20 protein-coding genes and 1 pseudogene are annotated in these 22,499 nt (G+C 71.4%); 6 read left to right on the top strand and 15 right to left on the bottom strand.

Annotation, left to right across the window (positions count from 1 at the left end; genetic code table 11):
* Positions 1-285: 285 nt before the first annotated feature.
* The 6 genes from G6039_RS21475 to G6039_RS21450 form a co-directional block, all read right to left on the bottom strand.
* The gene (locus G6039_RS21475) at positions 286-2,163 is read right to left on the bottom strand and encodes an arabinofuranosyltransferase AftB family protein (RefSeq protein WP_044476001.1); all 1,878 of its coding nucleotides are present in this window, start codon (positions 2,161-2,163) and stop codon (positions 286-288) included.
* 58 nt (positions 2,164-2,221) lie between these two features.
* Complete coding sequence (locus tag G6039_RS21470; protein WP_006937150.1) at positions 2,222-3,127, bottom strand: decaprenyl-phosphate phosphoribosyltransferase; 906 nt, start codon at positions 3,125-3,127, stop codon at positions 2,222-2,224.
* Positions 3,124-3,660: a phosphatase PAP2 family protein gene (locus G6039_RS21465; protein ID WP_006937153.1), complete on the bottom strand. Its 537-nt coding sequence runs from the start codon at positions 3,658-3,660 to the stop codon at positions 3,124-3,126. The genes G6039_RS21470 and G6039_RS21465 overlap by 4 nt, the downstream gene beginning before the upstream one ends.
* Positions 3,644-5,572 carry a glycosyltransferase gene (locus tag G6039_RS21460; protein ID WP_006937154.1) on the bottom strand — a complete coding sequence of 643 codons (1,929 nt, stop codon included), beginning with the start codon at positions 5,570-5,572 and terminating at the stop codon, positions 3,644-3,646. The genes G6039_RS21465 and G6039_RS21460 overlap by 17 nt, the downstream gene beginning before the upstream one ends.
* Entirely contained in the window at positions 5,569-6,789 is a 1,221-nt protein-coding gene (gene glf / locus G6039_RS21455; RefSeq protein WP_006937155.1) for a UDP-galactopyranose mutase, read from the bottom strand. The genes G6039_RS21460 and glf overlap by 4 nt, the downstream gene beginning before the upstream one ends.
* 73 nt (positions 6,790-6,862) lie before the next feature.
* Positions 6,863-7,615 (bottom strand): MerR family transcriptional regulator, encoded by a 753-nt coding sequence (locus G6039_RS21450; protein ID WP_029547025.1) that lies wholly within the window; start codon positions 7,613-7,615, stop codon positions 6,863-6,865.
* Between the two features lie 132 nt (positions 7,616-7,747).
* On the opposite strand from G6039_RS21450, the gene G6039_RS21445 reads away from it, so the two are divergent.
* Positions 7,748-8,227 (top strand): DUF2231 domain-containing protein, encoded by a 480-nt coding sequence (locus G6039_RS21445; protein ID WP_029547024.1) that lies wholly within the window; start codon positions 7,748-7,750, stop codon positions 8,225-8,227.
* An 80-nt stretch (positions 8,228-8,307) separates the two neighbouring features.
* On the top strand, positions 8,308-9,438 hold the full coding sequence (locus tag G6039_RS21440; protein ID WP_043801825.1) for a glycosyltransferase: 1,131 nt from the start codon (positions 8,308-8,310) through the stop codon (positions 9,436-9,438).
* A gap of 112 nt (positions 9,439-9,550) precedes the next feature.
* Here G6039_RS21440 and G6039_RS30775 read toward each other — a convergent pair.
* The 4 genes and pseudogenes from G6039_RS30775 to G6039_RS21420 form a co-directional block, all read right to left on the bottom strand.
* Positions 9,551-10,603 (bottom strand): annotated as a pseudogene (locus tag G6039_RS30775) (MFS transporter); the annotation flags it as partial.
* Positions 10,600-11,574, bottom strand: coding sequence for an NADPH:quinone reductase (locus G6039_RS21430; protein ID WP_043801833.1), 975 nt, complete (start codon positions 11,572-11,574; stop codon positions 10,600-10,602). The pseudogene G6039_RS30775 and the gene G6039_RS21430, both read right to left, overlap by 4 nt.
* Positions 11,575-11,585: 11 nt before the next feature.
* Positions 11,586-12,290, bottom strand: a complete 705-nt coding sequence (locus tag G6039_RS21425; protein WP_006937164.1) for an AAA family ATPase — start codon at positions 12,288-12,290, stop codon at positions 11,586-11,588.
* Between the two features lie 34 nt (positions 12,291-12,324).
* Positions 12,325-12,951, bottom strand: a complete 627-nt coding sequence (locus G6039_RS21420) for an FMN-dependent NADH-azoreductase (protein ID WP_006937166.1) — start codon at positions 12,949-12,951, stop codon at positions 12,325-12,327.
* A gap of 201 nt (positions 12,952-13,152) precedes the next feature.
* On the opposite strand from G6039_RS21420, the gene G6039_RS21415 reads away from it, so the two are divergent.
* Together G6039_RS21415 and G6039_RS21410 are read left to right on the top strand one after the other, a co-directional pair.
* On the top strand, positions 13,153-13,560 hold the full coding sequence (locus G6039_RS21415) for a winged helix-turn-helix transcriptional regulator (RefSeq protein ID WP_006937168.1): 408 nt from the start codon (positions 13,153-13,155) through the stop codon (positions 13,558-13,560).
* A gap of 102 nt (positions 13,561-13,662) precedes the next feature.
* The gene (locus tag G6039_RS21410; protein ID WP_043801803.1) at positions 13,663-14,499 is read left to right on the top strand and encodes a helix-turn-helix transcriptional regulator; all 837 of its coding nucleotides are present in this window, start codon (positions 13,663-13,665) and stop codon (positions 14,497-14,499) included.
* On the opposite strand, the gene G6039_RS21405 is transcribed toward G6039_RS21410, so the two are convergent.
* Genes G6039_RS21405 through G6039_RS21390 form a run of 4 tightly spaced genes read right to left on the bottom strand, consistent with a single transcriptional unit; the run spans position 14,445 to position 17,437 of the window.
* Complete coding sequence (locus G6039_RS21405; RefSeq protein ID WP_049904216.1) at positions 14,445-15,107, bottom strand: HAD-IB family hydrolase; 663 nt, start codon at positions 15,105-15,107, stop codon at positions 14,445-14,447. The genes G6039_RS21410 and G6039_RS21405 overlap by 55 nt on opposite strands.
* Positions 15,104-15,355 carry an acyl carrier protein gene (locus G6039_RS21400; RefSeq protein WP_006937172.1) on the bottom strand — a complete coding sequence of 84 codons (252 nt, stop codon included), beginning with the start codon at positions 15,353-15,355 and terminating at the stop codon, positions 15,104-15,106. Before G6039_RS21400 ends, G6039_RS21405 begins: the two co-directional genes overlap by 4 nt.
* On the bottom strand, positions 15,336-16,400 hold the full coding sequence (locus G6039_RS21395; RefSeq protein ID WP_043801808.1) for a beta-ketoacyl-ACP synthase III: 1,065 nt from the start codon (positions 16,398-16,400) through the stop codon (positions 15,336-15,338). Before G6039_RS21395 ends, G6039_RS21400 begins: the two co-directional genes overlap by 20 nt.
* Positions 16,397-17,437 carry an AvrD family protein gene (locus tag G6039_RS21390; RefSeq protein ID WP_006937175.1) on the bottom strand — a complete coding sequence of 347 codons (1,041 nt, stop codon included), beginning with the start codon at positions 17,435-17,437 and terminating at the stop codon, positions 16,397-16,399. Before G6039_RS21390 ends, G6039_RS21395 begins: the two co-directional genes overlap by 4 nt.
* A 198-nt stretch (positions 17,438-17,635) precedes the next feature.
* Between G6039_RS21390 and G6039_RS21385 the strand changes: the two genes are divergently transcribed.
* Positions 17,636-18,622: an LLM class F420-dependent oxidoreductase gene (locus G6039_RS21385; protein WP_029547015.1), complete on the top strand. Its 987-nt coding sequence runs from the start codon at positions 17,636-17,638 to the stop codon at positions 18,620-18,622.
* Between the two features lie 15 nt (positions 18,623-18,637).
* On the opposite strand, the gene G6039_RS21380 is transcribed toward G6039_RS21385, so the two are convergent.
* Positions 18,638-20,191, bottom strand: a complete 1,554-nt coding sequence (locus G6039_RS21380; RefSeq protein WP_043801815.1) for a SpoIID/LytB domain-containing protein — start codon at positions 20,189-20,191, stop codon at positions 18,638-18,640.
* Between the two features lie 320 nt (positions 20,192-20,511).
* On the opposite strand from G6039_RS21380, the gene G6039_RS21375 reads away from it, so the two are divergent.
* Positions 20,512-22,499: N-acetylmuramoyl-L-alanine amidase (locus G6039_RS21375; RefSeq protein ID WP_164528106.1), on the top strand; the 1,988-nt coding region annotated here is incomplete at its 3' end.

Below are 22,499 nucleotides of genomic sequence, written 5' to 3'. Positions count from 1 at the left end.
TCTGCGGCGTCCGCGTGCGCGTCCCCCGTCGGATACCGGCGGCGACGACCGAGCGGGCCGTCACAAGTCACACTGCGGTCAAGACTGTAAAGGACACCGTGAGCTCTGACAAACCCCCGGTAACCCAGGTCAACGAACCGTGTGTCGGCTTCGATATCGGCCTGCACCCCCGATGCGTTACACATCCGTTATCGACTGTGATCATACCGAGATACGCCCGGCGGACCGCACGGGCCCACCGGGGCGAAAACGACATCGATGTAATTCGCGGGCCGGACGACCGCGTCAGCCCCCGTCGCGCGGGGGCGGAAGCGCGAGGCCGCAGCGCTGGATCTCGTATTTCGGCACCCGGTCGAAGCGGTAGTCCGCATAGTCGAACGCGTTGCGGAAATTCCGCTTGAACAGTGGCCACGTCAGTTCCGCGCGGGAGGACGCGAGCAGTTCCTGCGTCTGCGGGCACGTCAGCGCCACCTGCGCCTGCGCCACCCAGTCCTCGTCCAGATAGGCCGGCAGCCACGGGTGCACGTCCACCATTCCCGTGTCGGCGACGACCCAGTCGGGGTAGAGCAGCTTGTCGTGCCCGATGCGCCCGTCCTCGAGCCGCTCGGTGTGCGCCGCCAGCGGGTACGCCAGCCCCATCTGGTCGAGCACCTGCACGTCGAGCCCGACGTTCATGCTGGTCATGCCGAGGTTGAGGAAGTAGACCGTGTGGCCGGCTCCGCCCGGCGGCACCGGCCCCGGCGGCGGCACGACGTCCCATGCGTCGAACGACGGTGTCGGCAGCAGCAGCCCGCCGTCGGGGGTGTTGGAGATCGCCTCGACCATCGCCCGCATGCGCGGGTAGTCGAGGTAGTCCTCGGCCCGGACGGGATGCAGGTGGCCCGTGTTGAGGGCGTAGAACGCCCGCTCGTCGACGATCCCGGAGCGGCCCACCACCGCACCCTCGGGCATGCCGGTGGTGTTCGCAGCGATCGCCGACCACACCACCACACCGAGCCACAGCACCCCCGCCGCCCCCGCGACGGCCGTCGCGCGAGTGCGGCCGATCTCGGCCCTCTGCGGAACCCGCAACGGAATCACGGCGACGGGAATGAGCAGACAGAACAACGGCGGCAGCAACACCCGGCCGTGCATGAAATCGCCGCCGACGCGAAGGGCGTACAGCGTGAGCAACAATGCGGCGCCGAGCATGAAGACGACCACGGCCGCGGGGGTGCGCAGCGCGCGCTGTGCGCGCGCCGGAAAGGACCCGTCCCTGTGACGGAATTCACGTTTCGGCGCGTCCTGTTCGCGGGGTCCCCGGTACCGCCACGCGAGCGCGGCACCGAGCAGCAGGAGCAGCAGCGGCAGCCACAGCAGGTACGGGCTCACCAGGTTCCCGAGGTACTCGAAGCCCTGCGCCCACTTCGCCCCGCCCGCGTCCTTGGCCACCGCCGTGTTCGGATAGGGCAGACCGTAGTAGCCCATCCGCCAGATCTGATAGCCCACCGGCACGGCACCGGCCACCGCCACCACGGCGACCCGCACCCGCCACGTGAGTCCGGCCGCGAGGAACAGCATGAGCAGGGCCGGAAGAGCGAGAAGCGCCAGTTCGGGGCGCACGAGCGGCCCGAGACCGGCGACGAACGCCGTCGCCAGCACCGACGGGGTCGACGGCAACCCCGGCACCGTCGCCCACCGCACGAGCAGCAGCCACAGCAGGGCGATCCAGCAGATCACCAGCCCGCTCTCGAGTCCGGAGGTGGCGAAGTCCCGGGCCGGGGGCACCGCGATGTAGACGAACATGCCGGCGGGCACCAGCAGGAACGTGGCACCACTGCCCCGCAGCCGCCCCCGGTACAGCCGGCCAGTGCCGAGCATCGCCAGCACCACCGCCGCGGTCGACAGCACGAGCGCCGTGGCAAGCACCACGTACTCGAGCCGCACCCCGCTGAGCCGGCCCGCCGCGTACACGAGATACGTCCACAGGGTCGACGTGTTCGCCTCGACCCGGTCGCCGGCGTTGAACACCGGGCCGTTCCCGGCCAGCAGGTTGCGCACGGTGCGCAGCACGATCAGGCCGTCGTCGGCGATCCAGCGACGCTCCCACGCGCCCCAGAACATCAGCAGGGCCGTCAGCGCGACTCCGCCGGAGAACACCGCGGTCGGCACCCACGGCCGCATGCCGCCCCGGCCCGCCGGCCGGGGCCGGCGGGCCGGGGCGCCGAGATCCTCGTCGAGGTCAGAAGAGGTAGACAGCACCGCCGACCGCCCCGATCCAGGCCAGCGCGAGGAGTTGCAGCACCCGGTCCTTCAGGGCGATCTCCTCCGGTTCGCCGGCCTCCCCGCCGTCCACGTCGACCGCGTACCGCAGGATCGCGATCACGAACGGAATCATCGAGATCGCGAACCAGTTGGTGTCGTTGGCCTGGTCGCGCTCGAACGCCCACAGGCCGTAACAGATGACGACCGCCGTCGCCGACAGCGTCCACACGAACCGCAGGTAGGTGCCCGTGTAGTACTCGAGCGACTTGCGGATCTTCGCGCCGGTCCGCTCCGCGAGCCGCAGCTCCGCGTACCGCTTGCCGGCCGCCATGAACAGCGAGCCGAAGGCCATGATCAGCAGGAACCACTGCGACAGCAGGATCTCCGCGGCCACGCCACCGGCGATCGCCCGGATGAGGAACCCGGAGGAGACGATGGCGATGTCCAGCACCGGCTGGTGCTTGAGCCCGAAGCAGTAGGCCAGCTGGACGGTGATGTACACCGCCATCACCACCGCGAGCTGCCAGTTCGCCAGGAACGACAGGCCGATCGAGCCGACGAGCAGCACCACCGCCATGCCGTAGGCCAGGTTCACCGGCAGCACGCCGGCGGCGATCGGGCGGAACCGCTTCGTGGGATGGGCGCGGTCGGCCTCGACGTCCATCGCGTCGTTGACCAGGTAGATGCCCGACGCGGCCATGCAGAACACCACGAAGGCCAGGGCGACCGGGATCAGGACGTCCAGCTCGGTCGCCGAGCCGGCCGCGAGGGGCGCGGCCAGCACCAGCACGTTCTTCACCCACTGCCGGGGGCGAACCGCCTTGACGATGCCCTCGGCCAGATTCTTCGGAGGCGCCGCGACGGCTACCGGTTCCTCGCTCATCTCTCTCCAAACTTCTTCTCGGCCCGCACGACGGCCGCGGCGGACGCGGCGCCGAGCGCGGCGCCCGCCAGCACGTCCGTCGGATAGTGGACGCCGAGCACGAGGCGGGACAGCAACATCGGCGGGACCAACACCGCCGGTAAGGGTAGCCCGGTCAGCCGACCGAGCAGCACGGCAGCGGCCGTCGTCGAGGTGGCGTGCGAGGACGGGAAGCTGAGCCGGCTCGGGGTCGACACGTTGACCCGGATGGTCGGATCCACGGGCCGGGGACGCCGCACGACCCGCTTGACCACGATGGACGCAGCGTGGGCGCCCACGGCGCCGACCGCGACCCCGGCCCACCGCCGCCGGCGCGGGCGGTCGACCAGTGCGCCGACGCCGCCGATCACCGCCCAGCCGAGGGCGTGCTCACCGAAGTGCGACAGCCCACGGGCCGCGGCGATCGCTCCCGGCCGGGAGCCGACCGTGGCCTGCACGGCCTGCAGCACCTGGATCTCCGCCTCGGTGGTCGGCCATTCACGACTCGAAGACACGCTCCCACTCCTCCTTGCTCGTCAGGGCGGGAACCGCGGCCTGGTACTCGTTCTTCAACTCGGGGAACCTGCGTGCCAGCTCGCGGCGCAGCCGCACGGCCTCGGACAGCAGAGCCTGTGCCTGCCGAGGGTCGCGCTTACGGTAGACGACGCCGCGCCCGTCCGCGGTGGTCACGGTCACACCGTCCACCTGCGACAGCAGGAACCAGCGGGCGTCGAGGGTCGGCACGTTCAGCTGCGGACGCTGGTGGTGTTCCGGATGCGCCGGCCGCACGTTGTGCACCAGGCCCTTGGCGAGCCGCACCATCTTGCGCACCGCCCCGCGCGGCTCGCCGACCGCCCCGACCTCGGCGCCGGACGGCAGCGGCAGCTCGGTCGACGACGGCAGCACCACGGCGTCGGAGAACCGCTTGCGCAGCGCGTGCACCTCCCCGAGCGCGGTGGGCAGCAGTTCGAACAGGCGGTCCGGGCCGGCGAGGAAGTCCTCGATCGCCTTGTTCTGGATCGCCACCGTCGAGTACTCGAGGCACAGCAGGTGCTTGAGCGTGGCCTTGACGGTGTCGAGCACCAGGCCGCGTCCGTCGCCCGGCATGTGCAGGGCCGCCACGACGAGGCGGTTGCGCAGGTGGAAGTACGCCTGCCAGTCGATGGCGTCGTCCTTGTCGCTCCACGCCATGTGCCAGATCGCGACGCCCGGCATGGTGACGGTCGGGTAGCCGGCGGCGCGGGCCCGCAGCCCGTACTCGGCGTCGTCCCACTTGATGAACAGCGGCAGCGGCTGACCGATCTCCTCGGCCACCTGCCGCGGGATCATGCACATCCACCAGCCGTTGTAGTCGACGTCGATGCGCCGGTGCAGCAGCCGCGACTGCTCGCGGTCGCGCAGCGGCTTGGTGGAGAAGTCGTGGTCGTACTCGACGTTCGGCGCGGCCGTCCACATGAAGTCGGCGCGGTTGATCACCTCGCCCATCGTGTGCAGGTGGCTGCGTTCCTGCAGGTTGAGCATCTGGCCGCCGACGAGCATCGGGCTCTTGGCGAACCGGGACAGCGCCAGCGCGCGCAGGACCGAGTCCGGTTCCAGCTCGATGTCGTCGTCCATGAACAGGATGTACGGGCAGTCGGTGGTCTTCAGCGCCTCGTACATGATGCGGCTGTAGCCGCCCGAACCGCCGAGGTTGCCCTGGTCGTGGATGGCGAGCCGGTCGCCGAGCGCGGCCGCCGCCGCGGTGAAACCGGGCTCGTCGCGAACCTTCCGGGTGCCCTGGTCCGGGATGATCACGGCGTCCACGACGTCGAGGACCAGCGGATCGGAGGCGAGGGCGACGAGGGCTTTCACGCAGTCCGTGGGGCGGTTGAAGGTGGGGATGCCCACGGCGACGGACGCCTCGCCGGGTGCCTCGACCGGCGCGTACCAGCCCGCCGAGCGCAGCGTGACGTCCGAGTCGGTGGTGATGTCGAACCAGATCCAGCCACCGTCCTCGAACGGGCCGAGATCGATCTCGAACTCGACCGTCGCGGCGTCGTCCCCGGCGGGGGCGCCGCCGGAGAACTCGCGGCCCTCGACGTGGATGCGGCTCGCGTCGGCCTTCGAGCGGTACACGTCGGCCCGGCCGTGGCCGGTGAGCTCGAGGCGCAGCACCACGGAGGTGAGCGTGCTCCACCGTCGCCAGTAGCTCGCCGGGAAGGCGTTGAAGTAGGTGCACATCGACACTTCGGACTCGGCGCCGATGTTCAGCGACGTCCGGCCGACGGCGTGCGCGCGCCGTGCGTTGGTCGGCGATTCCTCCAGGTAGAGGGTGCGCACGTCGAGCGGTTCACCCGGGCGCGGCAGGATCACCCGCTGCAGCAGTGCCCTGCCGAGCAGCTCGGATTCCGGCGCGACGGGCTCGGCCAGCTGGTGCCGGGCGCTCACGAGGCGTCCCCCGCCAGCGGCGTGCCCGACTCGAAGTACGGGAGGAGGGCGTTGTCGAACATGCTCAGCGCGCTCGCGATGGCCATGTGCATGTCGAGGTACTGGTAGGTGCCGAGCCGGCCGCCGAACAGCACCTTGTTCTCCGCGGCCTCCCGCTTGGCCCGCTCCCGGTAGGCCGAGAGCGTGGCCCGGTCCTCCGGGGTGTTGATCGGGTAGTACGGCTCGTCGTCGTTGCCGGCGAAGCGCGAGTACTCGCGCATGATCACCGTCTTGTCCGTGGGGTAGCCGTCCCGCTCGGGGTGGAAGTGCCGGAACTCGTGGATGCGGGTGTAGGGCACGTCGGCGTCGTTGTAGTTCATCACCGGGGTTCCCTGGAAGTCGCCGGTGGGCAGCACCTCGGTCTCGAAGTCGAGGGTGCGCCAGCCGAGGCGGCCCTCGGCGTAGTCGAAGTAGCGGTCGAGCGGCCCGGTGTAGACGACGGGGGCGCCGGGGCTCGCGGCGCGGATCTCGTCGCGCACCTCGAACCAGTCGGTGTCGAGCCGCACCTCGATCTTCTCGTCCTTCGCCATGTTCTCGAGCCACGCGGTGTAGCCGTCGACGGGCAGGCCCTCGTAGGTGTCGTTGAAGTACCGGTTGTCGAAGGTGTAGCGGACCGGCAGGCGGGTGATGTTGCCGGCGGGCAGTTCCTTCGGGTCGGTCTGCCACTGCTTGGCGGTGTAGTCGCGCACGAACGCCTCGTAGAGCGGCCGGCCGATCAGGGAGATGGCCTTCTCCTCGAGGTTCTGCGCCTCCGCGGTGTCGATCTCGGCGGCCTGCTCCTTGATCAGGGCACGCGCCTCCTCGGGGCTGAAGTACCGGCCGAAGAACTGGGACACCAGCCCGAGACCCATCGGGAACTGGTAGGCCTGGCCCTTGTGCATCGCGAACACGCGGTGCTGGTAGTTCGTGAAGTCGGTGAACTGGTTCACGTAGTCCCACACCCGCTTGTTGGAGGTGTGGAACAGGTGGGCGCCGTACTTGTGGATCTCGATGCCCGTCTCGGGTTCGGGCTCCGAGTAGGCGTTGCCGCCGAGGTGGTGGCGGCGCTCGACGACGAGAACGCGTTTGCCGAGTTGCGTGGCGGCACGCTCGGCGATCGTCAGTCCGAAGAACCCGGAGCCGACGACGATCAGGTCGTACTCACGGGTGGCAGGCTGGGGCGAGGGTGCAGCAGTCACGGAAGACCAGGGTAGGCGACCCGCGGGGCCGTGCGCGTTTCCGGTAGCGGGAGCGACCGGAAACGCGCACGGGTCAGGCCAGGTGGGCCCGCAGGGCGGACCGGACGAATTCCGCACCCGCCGGGCCGCCGTAGTTCGCGGCGAAGCGCTCGTCCGCGACGTACATCTCTGCCAGCCCCAGGACGTACTCCCGGTTCGGCTCCTCCCCGTGGCCCGGGGTACCGGGGATGCTGCCGAGCCACGCGACGTGGCGACGGGCCAGGTCCTGCCCCTCCGGGCCGGCCGGATCGAGACCGGCGGCCGCGGCGGCCGTCCAGTCCGCGCCCAGGCGGGCGGCGACGGACTTCCAGTCGTCGCGCTCGGCCTCGCTCATGCCACGCCACCAGCGGTCACTGCTGTCGTAGGCGTCCTGGCCCCAGCGTTCGATCACCTCGTCGCGGTACTGCGTGTGGTCGAATCCGTCGAACACTTCGTTCGCCATCAGTTCCTCTCCTCTCTCGGTTCTGCGGATGGTGGTGCGCACCGACTCGATCTGCCGGGCCAGCCGCCGCTGCTCGTGCTCGAGCAGTTCCAGATGCACGCGCAGCGCCGCGGTGGCGTCGCGATGGCCGTCGAGCACCTCGGCGACGGCCGGCAGTCCCAGGCCGAGGTCGCGCAGCAGCAGGATGCGCTGCAGCCGGACCAGGGCGTCGGCGTCGTAGAACCGCATGCCGCCCGGGCCGGTGCGGTTGGGCTCGAGCACGCCCACGTCGCCGTAGTGCCGCAGGGTGCGGCTGGTGACGCCGGCCGCGCGGGCCAGTTCCTGGATGGACCATTCGCCTTTCATCGCGGGCCTCTCTCGTCGGGTACGCCCAGGATGCGTCTTGACGTCGCGTCAACGTCAAGCCCGTTCGGATCCCGTTCGTCCGGATCGGCGCCTACGGTTTCCCTGGACGCTCCGGCCGGAAGGAGAAACGGTATGACGCTGATCGGCGGACTGCCCGCTCACCCGCTGCTCGTGCACGCGGTCGTCGTGCTGGTGCCCCTGGTGTCGGCGGGGCTGATCCTGTGCGCGCTGTGGCCGGCCGCGCGCCGGCACCTCCTGTGGCCGGTCGTGGTGCTGGCGGCCGCGGCGCTGGTGCTGACGCCGCTCACCGCCGAGACCGGCGAGCAGCTCGCCGGCGCCCTGGGCGACACCCCGCTGATCGAGGCCCATGAGGAACTCGGCGAGACCATGACCCTCGTCGTCGCGCTGTTGTTCGCCGCGACGGCGCTGCTCGCGGGGGCGCACATGCTGCGCGGCCGCGGCGACGGCGGCGGGCGACGAGCCCTGACCGTCGTCGCGGCGGTGCTGGCCGTCGTCGCCGCGGTGGGCGCGACGGTGCAGACCGTCCGGGTCGGCGAGTCCGGCGCCGAGGCCGTGTGGACCGGCCGCGTGCCCCCCGCGACGGCCGACTGACGGAGAGATTCGACGCGCGTTCACCGCGGCGCCCGGCGTCGTTGCCGCACCCGTCGCCGCGTCCCGGCTCAATGAGAACGGTGCGCATCGTTCAGCTCGCCAACTTCTACGGCCCCCGGTCGGGCGGCCTGCGCACCGCGCTGCACCAGTGGGGCGGCGGGTACAGCGCGCGGGGGCACGACGTCACGCTGATCGTGCCCGGACCCCGTCGCGGCGAGGAACTGCTCGGCAACGGGGTCCTGCGGATCACCGTGCCGGCACCGGTCGTCCCGTGGACCGGCGGGTACCGGGTGGCCGACCCGCGGCGCGTCGCGGACGTGCTGCGCGGCCTGCGGCCCGACGCGGTGGAGGTGTCGGACCGGTTGACGCTGCGCGGATTCGGGCGGTGGGCGCGCCGGCGCGACGTGCGCAGCGTCGTCGTCTCCCACGAGCGCCTCGACCGTCTCCTCGGCCAGGTGCTGCCGGCGCCGGTCGCCCGGCGGGCCGCCGACCTGGCCAACCGGCGGATGGCCACCGACTACGACACGGTGGTGTGCACGACGGAATTCGCGAGCACGGAGTTCACCCGCATCGGCACGCCGAATCTGGTGCGGGTGCCGCTCGGCGTGGACCTGGACCGCTTCCACCCCGCCCGCCACGACCGCCGCCTGCGCGAGCGGCTCCTACCGGACTCGTCCCGGCTGCTGCTGCACTGCGGCCGGCTGTCCGTCGAGAAGAAGGCGGAGCGCAGCATCGACGCGGCGCGCCTGCTGCACCGGCGCGGGCACGACGTCCACCTGGTCGTCGCCGGCGACGGGCCGCGACGTCACGCCCTGGAGCACAAGGCGAAAGGGCTCCCGGTGACGTTCACCGGATTCATCGGCGACCCCGATCGGCTGGCCGCGCTGTTCGCCACCGCCGACGTCTCGCTGGCCCCGGGACCGCACGAGACGTTCTGCCTGTCGGCGCTCGAATCGCTGGCCGCCGGCACCCCGGTGGTGGCGTCGCGGTCGTCGGCGCTCACCGAGATCCTCACCCCCCAGTGCGGGGTACTGTCCGCCGACCGCGACGCGGCCTTCGCCGACGCGATCGACGAATTGCTGAGCGCCCCCGACCTTTTCCTGCGCCGCTCGGCGCGACGTCGCGCCGAGCAGTTCGGGTGGGCGACGTCGGTGGACAGGATGCTCGCGGTCCTCGGCGACCCCGGGCACCCGGCCGGAACCGCGCGGTAGGCCGGCCGGACGAGATCGCCGCCAGCGCAGCCCCACCCGTCCACACGCCGGCGGCGGCGAGGGCGGTCGCGGAGAACGACGAGGCCGTCGCGGCGATCTGCGGCCCCAGCCCCGCGCCGACGAATAGCGCGCAGGTGTAGAGCGCCGTCCCGGCACCACGGTGCGGGCCCGAACGGTCGAGCACGAGGGCGATCAGAGCGGGGGCGATCACCGCCACGCAGAACGTGATCGCGGCGAAGGCGGCCACCGGCGCGTCCTGCGCCACCGTCGCGCAGGCCGCCGCCACGAGGAGGAAGACGACGATGCGGTGCCCGGTCCGGATCCGGCCGAGCAGACCCGACAGCAGCGGTGCCGCGACGATCGCCGGCAGCGCCGACGCCCGGAAGACCAGCAGATCGTCGGGATCCGCCACCACGGCGAAGCGTTGGACGCCGGTGTGGAGCGCCACGAAACCGGCCAGCACCGTGGCGGTGACCGCCAGCACGGCGACGGTGCGTGCCGATCCGAGCAGCGCGACGGCCGCCGTCACCGGCTGCGGGCCGGGTCGCGGCGGTGGTTCGTCGTCGACCGCGGCGAGCACCGCCACCGTCGCCACGGCGAACAGGACAGCACCGATCCCGAAGAACCACCGCCATCCGGCGAGCGCGGACACGGCCTGCGCGGCGATCTGCCCGAGGACGACGGACGCGAGGAAGGACCCGGTGAGCACCGACAGTGCCGTCGCCCGGCGAGCCACCGCGATCCGGGTGCCGACGTACGCGAAGGCGGCAGGCGCGAACGCCGCGGCCACCGCGCCCTGCAGCACCCGCGCGGCGATCATCCACGTCGCGTCCCGGGCGGTGGCGACCAGCACGGTGGCCGGGACGAGCGCACCCAGACCCGTCAGCAGGGTCCGCCGCGGTCCGATGCGGTCGACGACGGCGCCCCAGGCGAGGAACCCCACCGCATAGGCGATGCCGAACGCGGTGTGGGTCACGGTGACCCGCTGCGCGTCGAGGCCCAGGTCGTCGGCGAGGACACCGAACACGGGGATCACGGCGTAGAGCTGGGACAGCACGAGCACCGCGAGGAGTCCGAGCAGTACGACGACCGGGAGGAACGCCGCCACGGCATCCCCCTCGCCGGACGACCGGTCCCGGGGCGAGGCGAGATCCGGCTCCGTCATTCGGGCAGCCCCAGCACGACCTTCCCGAGCACCCCACCCTCGACCGCCTCGTGCGCCGCCGCCACCTCGTGCAGGGGGAACCACACCGTCGGCAACGGGGTGAGCGCGCCGTCCTCGAGTGCCGCCGTGATGCCGCGCACCGCGTCCTCCTGGGCTCGCGGACCGATGGTGTAGACGAGCAGGAAATGGGTTCGGAGGTTCCGGGCCATCAACCGCTGCACGGGAATCGGCGGCGGTTCGGGTTCGGGGGCGTACACGACGACGGTGCCGTGGTCGGCGAGCACCTCGAGGTCGAGGTCGAGGTTGCGTCCCAGGGCGAGTTCCAGAATGCGCCCGACGCCGTCCGGCGCGGCGGCCCGCAGCGCCGCGGCGGCCTCGGAGCTGCGGTAGTCGACCACCACGGACGCCCCCGCCGCGCGCGCGAGCCGCGCCTTCTCGTCCGTGCTCGCCGTGGCCAGCACCGTGGCACCGGCCCGGCTCGCCAGCTGCACGGCCGCGTTCCCCACCGCGCCGGCCCCGCCCGCCACCAGCACGGTCGCACCGTCGAGCGGACCGTCCGCGAACAGGGCGTGCCATGCGGTCGTGAACGGGATGCCGAGCCCGGCGGCGAGCTCGTCCCCGACGTGCTCGGGCAGGTTCACCGCCTGCCGATCGGGGACACACGTCCACTGGGCTGCGGTGCCGTGCCGGCGCCGCCACGCGGCGTTCCACACCCACACCCGGGAACCGATGCGGCCGGGATCGGCACCCGGCCCCACTGCGTCAACCACTCCGACGCCGTCCGAGTGCGGGATCTGCCACTGCAGCGGCGTCCCCCGGCCGTGCAGCCGGGCCCGCCAATCGGACGGGTTGACCCCGGACAGCCGGAGGCGGACCCGCACCTCCCCCGGCCCGGGCTCCGGCCGCGGCATCCGGCGAACGTCGAGCACGTCCCGGGCCGCGCCGAGGCGCTCGTACACCGCCGCGAGCATGTCCGGCACCGTCAGACTCCCGCCCGTGCGGTCTCGCTCCGGGTGTCGAGGGCGGCGTACTCGTCGAGCGCCCGGGCAACGGCGACGTCGACCGGCAGCACCGGGGTGAAGCCGAAGAGCTCGGTGATCCGCTCCAACCGGGCCGGCAGGTCGCCGCCCACCACGTGGAACGGAATCGCCAGTTCCGCCATGATCTCCTCGAGCATGCGGTCGGCCCGGGCACGGAAGTGCTCGTTGACCGGACGATGCCCGTCCGCGCTGAGCGGCAGCTCGTTGGGCAGGTGCACGAAGGCGTCGAACGTCGCCTTCACGTGCCGCTTGAACGCCTTGCCCAGTTCGGCGACGACGTCCTCGAAGTAGGCCAGTTCGGGCGTGCGCGGCACGGGTACCCCTTCGCCCAGGCCCACCGACTCGTTCGGATTGATGCCGTAGGTGACCCGAACGGAGCCGTAGATCCATTCCTGCAGCGACGAACCGTCGGAGATGAACCCGTCCCACAGGTTCCGTTCGTGGATCGCCCGATCGACGTGCCGGACGACGATCATCTGCAGCAGCTCCGCGGACGTGCATTCCTCGAGCGTCTTGCCGGGGGCGGCCTCGGGGAGGATCTCCCGCATCGTCTTCGCCCGGGTACGGGGGATGCCCGTGTACTCGGACAGCGCGATGGAGGTCAGTGTCTTTCCGGAGGAATAGGTTCCCGAGATTCCCAAGCGCATTGCGCGTGCCTTTCCGTCGCGGTGTTCGCGGTGGTCAGAAGTTGGCCGCGAGCTTCTGTGCGTGCGCCACGTGGCCGGCCAGGTCCTCGTCGGGGGCGCCGGTCAGAACGGTCGGGGCGAACCGGACGACCTCGGTGTCGGTGATGCCGACGAAGCGCAGCCAGTCGTCGAAGAAGGTGGTGGCGAAGTCCGCGCCGAACTCGAGCGGCACGCCCGGCGCGTAGACCCCGCTGGTGTAGACGGCGAGAGCCCGCTTGCCGGTCAGCAGCCCTTCGTATCCGGTGGCGGGGTCGAAGCCGAACGCCCAGCCGGGCTGCGTGACGATGTCGATCCACTGCTTGAGGACGTACGGCACACCCGCGTTCCACATCGGCACGTTGAACACGTACACGTCGGCCGCCGCGAACCGGTCGAACACGGCCCGGGCCGCGTCCCACGCCGCCTTCTGCTCGGCGGTCTGTTCCTGACCGCCGAAGACGGCCATCTTGGCGTCGGCGGCGACCGTGCCGAACTCCGGCAGGTCCGCGGAGAACAGGTCGAGGGTGTCGACCTCGAGGTCGGGCCGGCGATCCGCCAGCGCCTCGACGAAGGCCCGTGCGATGGCGAGGGACTGGCTGTGTTCGCCACGGGCAGAGGCGTTCACATGCAGGAGCTTGGTCATCGGGATCCTCTCGGAAGATGTCGTCGCAGGCCGCGGGTGCCGACGAGCAGGCCGCCACCCGCACACGCAGCTAGGCTGCAGGGGACAGCATCATCCGCGTGCCGCGGCAGCTCAAGACGGCACTTTCGAGTGCCTCGGGCACCTCGAGGTTCCCGGGCTGCGGCGGGGCGCGGGTGCGGGGACCGGTTACGGGGGAATTCGATGACGACGACCGCCGGTGAACGACGCGAGCGGGAGAAGGCCCGGTACAGCATCTACCTGGCCGGATGCCCGGCACGTCAGGTGCTGGAGACCTTGAGCAACAAATGGGCGACGCTGATCCTGTCGGCCCTGACGGACGGCCCGCGGCGGCACAGCGAACTGCGCCGCACGATCGCCGGCGTGAGCCAGAAGATGCTCACCACCACGCTGCGGACCCTCGAGCGTGACGGTGTCGTGGAGCGGACGGTGACGCCGTCGGTCCCGCCGCGGGTGGACTACCGCCTCACGCCCCTCGGCGAGTCCCTGGTCCCGATCGTCGCCGAGATCAAGGACTGGGCGGAGTCGAACATCGCCGACATCCTGGTGCATCGCGAGGAGTACGACCGCGCGACCCGCAACACCGGGTGACGTGGTCCGCCGCACCGACTCCCTGTGATTTCGAACGCAGTCGACGCCCGCGACGGCGGGCGGCATTGACCTGCCGCACCGTCGTCGATTGGATTCACGCCTGTGAACGCGACGTCGAAGGAAAATCGCAGAACCGAGCTGAGCATCTTCCTCCGTCGACACCGGGCCCGGCTGTCGCCCTCGGATGTGGGCCTCGTCGCCTCGGGCCGGCGGCGCACGCCCGGTCTTCGCCGTGAGGAGGTCGCGGCGCTGGCGAACGTCGGGCTCTCCTGGTACACCTGGCTCGAGCAGGGCCGGCCCATCAACGTCTCATCCCAGGTGCTCGACGCGATCTCGCGCGCATTGCGCCTCGACGACGCGGAGCGGATCCACCTGCGGCTGCTCGCGGGTGTGCCCGACCGGTCTCCGAACACGCAGCAGCGCAGCACAGTTCGCGACGATCTGCTCCAGTACATCGTCGACGGTTTCCGCGAGCCGGCCTACATCGTCAACCGGCACTGGTGCGTGGACGTGGCCAACATCCCGGCCCGGGACCTGCTCGACGTCCGGGCGGGCACCAATTGCCTGGTCCGGTTCTTCACGGAAGACGGTCGCGCACAGCGGTACTGCGATCCGGAGGCCACGGCGCGCAGTCTCGTCGGCCGGTACCGTCTCCAGGTGGCGCGCTACGTCGACGATCCCGTGTTCGCCGAGACCGCGCGCCGGCTCTGCCGGGAGAGCGAGGTGTTCGCCGCGCTGTGGGACGAACGCTCCGTGTGCGCGGAACCGCCCGAACTCCTCGCCTTCCGCCACGAGGAGTTCGGACGCATCGACTTCCGCACCGTCTCGTTCCCACTCGGGTCCGATCCGAGCCGGGCCCTCGTTCTACAGATTCCCGAATCCGGCTATCGGTCCACCGGTTCGGACACGCCGGTGCGGATCGAACGCGTCGCGGGATAACCGGGCATCCCCTCCCCCACCACGACGCGTTCCCCCGCCAGATCGAGCATCGGCGCATCCGAGACGTGGTCCCCGTACGCGATCGAGCGGCCGAGATCCGTTCCGTGGGCACGGGCATACGCCGCCACGGCGCGCGCCTTGTCCGGGCCCAGCATCGTGGCGCGCACGACGCCGGTGTATCGCCCCGCGGACGACTCCAGGTCGGTGCACAGCACGGCCGCCGCACCGATGTGTTCGGCGATGGGATCCAGGGCCGGCGCGAAGGACCCGGAGACGAGAACGATCGCGAAACCGTCCGAGGTCCGCGCGGCGAGGTCCGCGAGCACGGCTTCGTGGAAGAACCCGCCCTCGGACAGCTGTCGCGCGAACCACCGTCGGCCCGCGGCCGCGACCTCGGCGAGCGAACGACCCTGCCACCACGTGTAGTACGCCCGGTTGGTCACCGCTCGCGGCACCCCGCGCGCCCTCAGCGACCGCAGTCCGGCGAGGTGCGCCCGCGCCTGCCCGCCGACGCCACGCTCGGCGCCGTCGAACAGCAGCAGCGAGAACAGCGTCACCTGCGCGACGAGCGTCTCGTCCACGTCGACGAACGCGCACCGTGCGGTCACGCCGTCGCGACGTCGTCCACCCGCAGGCGGTTGACCAGGTCCGCCACGCCCTGGAACGTGTGCGCCGCCACCATGTCCTCCTCCGCGACGTCGATCGCGTACCGGGCGGACAGGATCGACCCGAGCTCGACGAGCACCAGGGAGTCGCAGCTGAGGTCGTCGAAGGTGGTGTGTTCGTCGATGGGGCCGGAGAATTCGGGAAAGTGCTCGTCGACGACGGCCGCGATGTCACGATACGAGAGAGTCATCCTGCGCTCCTGTGTGAGAGTGGGAAGAGACGAGGTGCGGCCACGTCACCGCGGCCGCGCCCCAGGTGGTTCCACCGCCGAATGCGGTGAGGATCATGCGTTCTCCCGCCCCGATCCGCTGGGCGGCGTCGGCGAGGGCGAGGGGAATCGACGCCGCGCTCGTGTTGCCGACCCGGTCCAGGTGCACGAGGGCGCGTTCCGCGGGCAGCCCGAGCCGGTAGGACACCGATCGGAGGATCCGGAGGTTGGCCTGATGCGCCACGAGGCGATCCACCGCCGCCGGTGTCCAGCCGACCCGGCCCATGACGGAGGCCGCGGACTCCGACATCGCCGCCACGGCCGCCTCGAACACCCGCTTGCCCTGCATCGTGAAGTAGCGGTTCCATCCGGTCGAGGCGGATTCGCTGGTTCGTTCCCGGGAGCCGCCCCCGGGCACCATGATCAAGTCCGCCTGTCCCCCGTCGGAACCCAGGTGGGTCGCGAGTACGGCACCGTCCTCGTCGCGGTTTCCGGCCCGCAGCACCATGGCGCCGGCTCCGTCGCCGAAGATCACCGCCGTGTTCCGGTCCCCGGGATCGAGAATCGTGCTGAAGGAGTCGGCTCCGACGACGAGCACCCGCTCGGCACCGCCCGAACGGATCGTCGATTCCGCCAGCATCAGGGCGTAGAGGAAGCCGCTGCACACGGCCGCGACGTCGAATGCCGGGACCGGCCCGAGGCCCAGCCGGCTGGCGACGCTGGGTGCGGTTGCGGGACAGGGATGGTCGGGGGTGGTCGTCGCCAGGATCACCATGTCGACCGCGTGTTCTCCCGCGGACGCCAGGGCTCGCCGGCTCGCGGCCACCGCGAGGTCGCTCGTGGCGGTGCCGGCGGACACGAAGTGCCGGAATCCGATTCCGGTCCGCTGGCGGATCCACTCGTCGCTCGTGTCGAGGCGGTGCTCGAACGCCGTATTGGGGATCGCCTCCCCGGGAACGTATCCGCCGATTCCCGCGATCACGGCGGCGCGCGTTCCCCGGTCGCGGTCGCCCGCTGCGGTGGTCACCGCAGGTCCGATCCGGCGGCGGGCGCCGGCAGTTCGTGCGCGACCGAGCAGCGCACGGCGGTGCCGTTCCGCTCGGAGACGATGTCGCACGCGCGCCACAGCGCGCCGCCCCGGGCGAGGGAGCGGAGCGCCTCCAGCGTCACGGTGACGGGCACCTCGGCCTCGGTCTGCACGGCCGGATCGGCGGTGTGCAGAACCGTGCGGCGCATCCACAGCGTGTTGCTCGTGGCGCGGTCGATCCCGTCGAGTTCGTACATCAGGATCTGGCCGAGCTGCAGGGTCTCCACGAATGCGTCGACGAGCGTCACGTGCGGCTCGTACCGCGCGGCCAGTCCGGCACCGGGTATGCCGTCGCCGGGGCCGGCGACGAGCCTCGACCGGGCGTGCGCGACGGTACCGTCCACGCGGATGTCCTGCGTGCGCATCTCGTGGGTGCGGTACCCGTCGGCGTAGGGTCCGGCCGCGTGGGCGAGCAGACGGTCGGCCACGGCCGGGTCGAGTCGCGACGCGGGCGTCCCCACTCCGGGATGGACGACCTCCAGCTCGACCGCGAAGCCGGCGACCCGCACCCGCACCGCGTCCACGCACGCACTCCGTCCGGCGTGCTCGGCACGACCGGGCTCCACCTCGGATCGGACGTGTTCGGCTGTCACGTCCAGGTTTCCGAGGTCGTGCTCGACGGGCGCGGCGGCCGCGCGGATCACCACCGACCGCACCCACGCCGCCGCCAGATCGGCCTCGTCGAGACCGTACGCGGCCCCGATCACCGCGCCGGCCGCCCGCGTGGCGACGAGCAGAACGTCGATCGTGCTCAGGTGCGGGCGCTGCGCCGTCGTACCCTTCGTCGACCAGTCCGACGGGCATTCCACGCCGGCATTCGCCCTGATCCCGGTCGCCGGATGGTCGAGGAGACCGGCGAAGCGGAGGTTCTGCCGGACTCGGCGATAGCCGGCCCCGAAGAACCTGTCCTCGGCCGGACCGAGGTATCGGCTCGGTGAGTCCAGCGTGAAACTGCCCTGTGCCACGGCCGCTGCCATGTGTCTACCCCCAGATCACATCGGTGTCCGAACACGGTGTCCGGCACCATCGTGAACCGGCGTCGCCGCCCCAGCCAGGGTGTGTCGATCCTGGTGTCGGCACCACCACGCTGCGACCGGCCCCGACGCGGTTCGGCCGGCATCCGCGTCACCTTTCGTTGGCGCACAGGCACTTCGGAGGCGCTACGGTTGCGGTCCGTGAGCATCCGACTCGGTTACCAGATCCCGAACTTCACCTATCCCGGACCGGCCACCGGCATCTTCCCCACCGTCGCCGCCCAGGCCCGCGCGGCCGAGAGATCCGGGTTCGACACGGTGTTCGTGATGGACCACTTCTATCCACTGCCCCTGATCGGTTCGCCCGACGAACCGATGCTCGAGGCGTACTCGACGCTCGCGGCGCTCGCGGCGGTGACGACGTCGATCCGGTTGTCGGCGTTGGTCACCGGCAACACGTATCGCAACCCGGCCCTGCTGGCCAAGACGGTCACCACAGTCGATGTGATCAGCGGTGGCCGCGCCGTGCTGGGGCTGGGGGCGGGCTGGTACGAGTTCGAACACCGGGCCTACGGTTTCGAGTTCGGTTCGCTCCGTGAGCGGTTCGAACGCCTGGGGGAATCGCTCGAGATCGTCGTGCCCATGCTGCGGGGCGAACGCCCCTCGGTGGACGGCAGGTGGTACCACACCGAGGACGCCCGGAACGAACCCCGCCTGCGCAACGACCTGCCGGTGCTGATCGGCGGCGGGGGCGAACGACGGACGTTCGCCTTCGCGGCTCGTTGGGCCGACCATCTCAATATCCTGTGCGCCGCACGCGAAATACCGCGCAAGCTGGCGGCCGTCCGGGCGCGATGCGCGGAGCTCGGCCGCGACCCGGCGTCCCTGGACGTCAGTTACCTCGGCTACGTGATGATCGACGAGAACGGCGATCGCGCCCGCGATCTGCACCGGCAGTTCCTGCTCGCCCGGGGAATCGACCTCCGCCGGCTCACGGAGCGCGAATCGGCGGCCGCCACCGATCGGCACTTCGTGGGCACACCGGCGGAGGTGGCCGAGGAGTTCGATCACCGGGTGCTCCGGCACGGCATCGACCGACTGATCGTCAATCTCGTGACGAACGGCCACGAGGAGGGGATCGTCGAACTCACCGGCCGCACCCTCACAGATCTGCTGGCCGGCCGGTGAGCCGGGGAGGAGACGCTACTCGGCGCTGCCGGTGCCCGGCAGCCACTCGCGCATGATGCTCGCGTCGATCACCTGGGCGCCGAGGTCGGGGGTCCAGACGATGATGCCGCCGGTGAAGACGCGGAACTTGCCGCGTTCGTCGGGCAGCATGAGCTCCGGCCCGACCGGGGTGCCCAGGGTGCCGTCGTGCCCGCCGAGCTCGAGGTACTTCTCCTCGATGGGTGAGCCCTGCCCGGTCTCGAAGGGTTCGTCGCCGACCTCGGGGCCGGGTTCGGGCGCGGGGGTGGACGGCGGAACCGTGGCGTCGGCACCCTCCTGGACGGTGAACCAGTCGGAGCGCAGGCCCAGCTTGGCGCGCGCCTCGGCACCGGTGGTCTCGACCGTGCGGTCGGCACCGACGATGCGCACGTGGGTGACGCGGCCGCCGTCGGCGCCGAGGTTGTTGCGGCCGACGATCTCGAAGGCCTGCAGTTCGCCGACGCCGAAGGCCGTGCCGATCTCGCCGGCGGTCATCGTCTGGGCCCACTGCCGGTTGGGGGCGACGGCGTCGCCGAGGTCCTCGACGGACGGGAAGGCGCCGCCGGCGGAGTAACCGCCGGTCGAAGCGGAGAACTCGCTGGCGACGACCTTGCCGTCCTTCATGAGGACGGTGCCGCGGGTCGAGTTCACCGCCTCGTTCGTGCGCGGGTCCTCCTTGGCTGACCCTGCGTACACCTGGCAGTTCTGGCTGTCGCACGTCTGCCACAGCGGCGAGCGGTTCTCCGCCGCGGCGTAGGAGCGGGCGGCGATGGCCTGCGCGCGCAGCGCCTCGGCGCCGCCGGTGTCGGCCCAGCTGGGCAGCGACTCGGCCGGGACGACACTGAGCAGGTAGTCCTCCATCGACAGCCGGTTGACGGTGCGCGGCGCGGAGCCGTCGAGGACGACACCGAGGGAGCCGCGGTAGGGCGCGCTGTTGCCGCAGAGCTTGAGGTGTTCGGCGACGGGCCGGGCCTCGCCCATGTCGACGGGGTCCACCCACGGCAGGTCGGCGCGGCCCTGCCACAGCACCTCGCCGGAACAACCGGCGGTGACGACGACGTCCGCTCCCCCGTCCGCGGTGGGCGTCAGGTGGGCGGCCTCGCCCGGCCCGGTCTGCCGGCCGGCGACGGTCATCCCGGTGTCGGAGTACACGTCGAGGGGCGCGTCGTCCTGCCCGACGAGCCGGACCGCGATCATCGTGTTCTCGGGAAGGGCGCCGAGGGTGGTGCCGCCGTAGTAGTGACCGAGGATCCGGTCGGCGGACCAGCCGTGCTCGGTGGCGTAGCCGTAGGCGCCCCACTGGCCCATGCCGCGACCGTGGCCGTGACCGAAGCCCACGAAGGTGAAGGGGGTGTCGGCGGCCACGGCCTGGGCGACGTCGGGTTCGGCGTGCACGTGCAGCACCCCGCCGATTGCGGCGCCGACCAGCAGCGCGGGGGCGAGGCCGATCGCCGCGGCGCGGGCCGTGGCGGGCCGCCAGCCGTTGCGGAGGGGGCGCCCGACGACGAGACGCCGCCGGCGATGGGTCCGGCGGATGGACTTTCGTGGCATGCGCTGCACTCCCTCGTTCTCGCACCGTGTGCCGCCCGGACGCAGGTCCGCGCGTATCGGACATTCGAGACGGATCCTCAAGCTCAGGTTGAGGCTTAAGGTTGTCTGCGACTAGTGTGGCAAGAGTGACTGAATGAAGCAACAACAGCCACGCCAGTAACACCAGAATCACAAGTTGCACACGATTCTCGGCCGTTCCGCACTTCGGGTCGTCCGGATGACGGAGGATTCGGTTCGATTCGAGCCGGCTCCTCGGCCTCGGCCGAGCGCCGCCCGGCCGAGGCCGAGGACCGCCGCGAACACCGACAGGGAGAAGCACCGTGCCGCATCGCCGACCGAAGCCGTCGATCGTCCTGGGTGCCGTCGCCGCCCTGGCCGTCGCCAGCCCATTCGCCGTCTACGGCGTCACGAGCACCACATCGGACGTCCGCTCCACCAACGAGTCCGTCCCCATCGTCGTACCGCCCGAGATCGCCGAGGTCGTCCTCGCCTCGGTGCCCGATATCGTGATCCCGATCCACGAACTCACCGGCCTGAACCTGCCGGACCTGAGCCTGAAGGAACTCGCCGCGGGCCTGCCGGAGATCACCGCGCCCGCCCCGTCGACCACCCCGGCGCCCGCACCCGCAGCCGCCGACGTCGTCGATCGCATCGGCGCCACCGTCAAGCAGCTCACCCGCGACGCTCCGTTCAGCATGATCGCGCTGGCCGCGAAGGACGTCGCCGACACCGACGCACGCATCCGGGCCCAGCGCGACGACGGCAGCTGGGGACCGTGGACGGCCACCGAACCGATCGACACGAGCCGCTCCGACCGGACCCCCGACGAGCGGGCCGGCACCGAACCGATCTACGTCGGTGCCACCAAGGCCGTGCAGGTGCTGCTCACTCCGCGCCCGGCGCCCGAGCCGACGCTCGCCGGCGCCGAGATTCCCGCCCCGGCCGCGCCGCCGGCCGCACCCGCCCCTGCACCGGCGCCCGCTCCGGCCCAGCCGGAGCTGGGCTATGCGCCGGCGTCGTCGTCACGGCCGTTGCACGCCCAGGAACCCGCGCGGGCCGCCGCCGACGACGTCAGCGCCGTGCTCATCAACCCGGGGTCGAGCAGCGCCGACGCCGCGCTCGAGGACATCGCCGGTCCGGTCGGAGGGTCCGGACCGAAGGTGATCACCCGAGCCCAGTGGGGCGCCGACGAGTCCATCCGCTGCCAGGACGCCACCTACGACGACGAGCTCGGCGGCGCCACCGTGCACCACACCGCCGGCAGCAACGACTACTCCAAGGCCGAATCGGCGGAGATCGTGCGGGCCATCTACGCCTACCACGCCCAGACCCTGGGCTGGTGCGACGTCGGCTACAACGTGCTCGTCGACCGCTACGGCCAGATCTTCGAGGGCCGCGCCGGCGGCCTGGACAAGCCCGTGCAGGGCGCGCACGCCGGCGGCTTCAACGAGAACACCGTCGGCATCGCGATGATGGGCGACTTCTCCAACGTCGAACCGCCGAAGGCCACGGTCGACGCGGTGGGCCGCTTCCTCGGCTGGCGGCTCGCCAAGGCCGGTCTCGACCCCAAGGGCGAGACCACCATGTACTCGGAGGGCACGTCGTTCACCCCGTACCCGCAGGGCGCGGCCGTGGACCTGCCGATCATCTTCGCGCACCGCGACGTCGGCAACACCAGCTGCCCCGGCGACTCCGGTTACGCGAAGATGGACGAGATCCGTGACATCGCCGCGGCGACCGCGGCCGGACAGAGCACCACGCCCAGCACCCCGAGCGACGACTCGTCCGACCTCGTCACCGACAGTCCGCGCGCGCAGCTGCCCGACGTCGACGCGGGGGCCCCGGCCACCGGATCGGCGGACCGCCTGCCCGACACCGGCTCGGCCGAGAAGGTCGCGGACCTGGTCGGAGAGCTGATCCGGCTCACCGACAACTCGCCGCTGGCGCAGAAGTGGATCGCCGAGGGCGGCGAGACCGGCCGTCTGGGGACCGCCGTGTCCGGGATCCTGCCCGCCAAGGCGGGCTACGAGCGCGCCGAGTTCGTCAACGGCGCCATCTACACCTCGCCGAACGGCGGCGTGTGGACGGTGCTCGGCGAGATCTACAAGACGTGGCAGCGCAGCGGCCTCGACGCGGGCGAGCTCGGCCTGCCGACCAGCGACGAGTACCGCGTGCCGGACGGCTGGCGTTCGGACTTCGAGTTCGGCTCGCTGATCTTCAACGAACTCACCGGTGCGGTGACGAAGGTGCTGCGCGCCTACAACGACGCGTACGAACAGGCGGCGCCGCAGCCCGCCGGCGCTTCGGG

Source organism: Rhodococcus aetherivorans (assembly GCF_011058165.1).
GTDB lineage: Bacteria > Actinomycetota > Actinomycetes > Mycobacteriales > Mycobacteriaceae > Rhodococcus > Rhodococcus aetherivorans.
This window is presented reverse-complemented; position numbering and strand designations above follow the sequence as displayed.

Excerpts from the sequence above, each read along its gene's own strand:
- G6039_RS21450 (WP_029547025.1), bottom strand. The coding sequence starts at position 7,615 with ATGAAAGGCGAATGGTCCATCCAGGAACTGGCCCGCGCGGCCGGCGTC.
- G6039_RS21420 (WP_006937166.1), bottom strand. The coding sequence starts at position 12,951 with ATGACCAAGCTCCTGCATGTGAACGCCTCTGCCCGTGGCGAACACAGC.
- G6039_RS21470 (WP_006937150.1), bottom strand. The coding sequence starts at position 3,127 with ATGAGCGAGGAACCGGTAGCCGTCGCGGCGCCTCCGAAGAATCTGGCC.
- G6039_RS21445 (WP_029547024.1), top strand. The coding sequence starts at position 7,748 with ATGACGCTGATCGGCGGACTGCCCGCTCACCCGCTGCTCGTGCACGCG.
- G6039_RS21415 (WP_006937168.1), top strand. The coding sequence starts at position 13,153 with ATGACGACGACCGCCGGTGAACGACGCGAGCGGGAGAAGGCCCGGTAC.
- G6039_RS21475 (WP_044476001.1), bottom strand. The coding sequence starts at position 2,163 with ATGCGGCCGTGGGTGCCGACCGCGGTGTTCTCCGGCGGAGTCGCGCTG.
- G6039_RS21390 (WP_006937175.1), bottom strand. The coding sequence starts at position 17,437 with ATGGCAGCGGCCGTGGCACAGGGCAGTTTCACGCTGGACTCACCGAGC.
- G6039_RS21430 (WP_043801833.1), bottom strand. The coding sequence starts at position 11,574 with ATGCTCGCGGCGGTGTACGAGCGCCTCGGCGCGGCCCGGGACGTGCTC.
- G6039_RS21400 (WP_006937172.1), bottom strand. The coding sequence starts at position 15,355 with ATGACTCTCTCGTATCGTGACATCGCGGCCGTCGTCGACGAGCACTTT.
- G6039_RS21425 (WP_006937164.1), bottom strand. The coding sequence starts at position 12,290 with ATGCGCTTGGGAATCTCGGGAACCTATTCCTCCGGAAAGACACTGACC.
- G6039_RS21380 (WP_043801815.1), bottom strand. The coding sequence starts at position 20,191 with ATGCCACGAAAGTCCATCCGCCGGACCCATCGCCGGCGGCGTCTCGTC.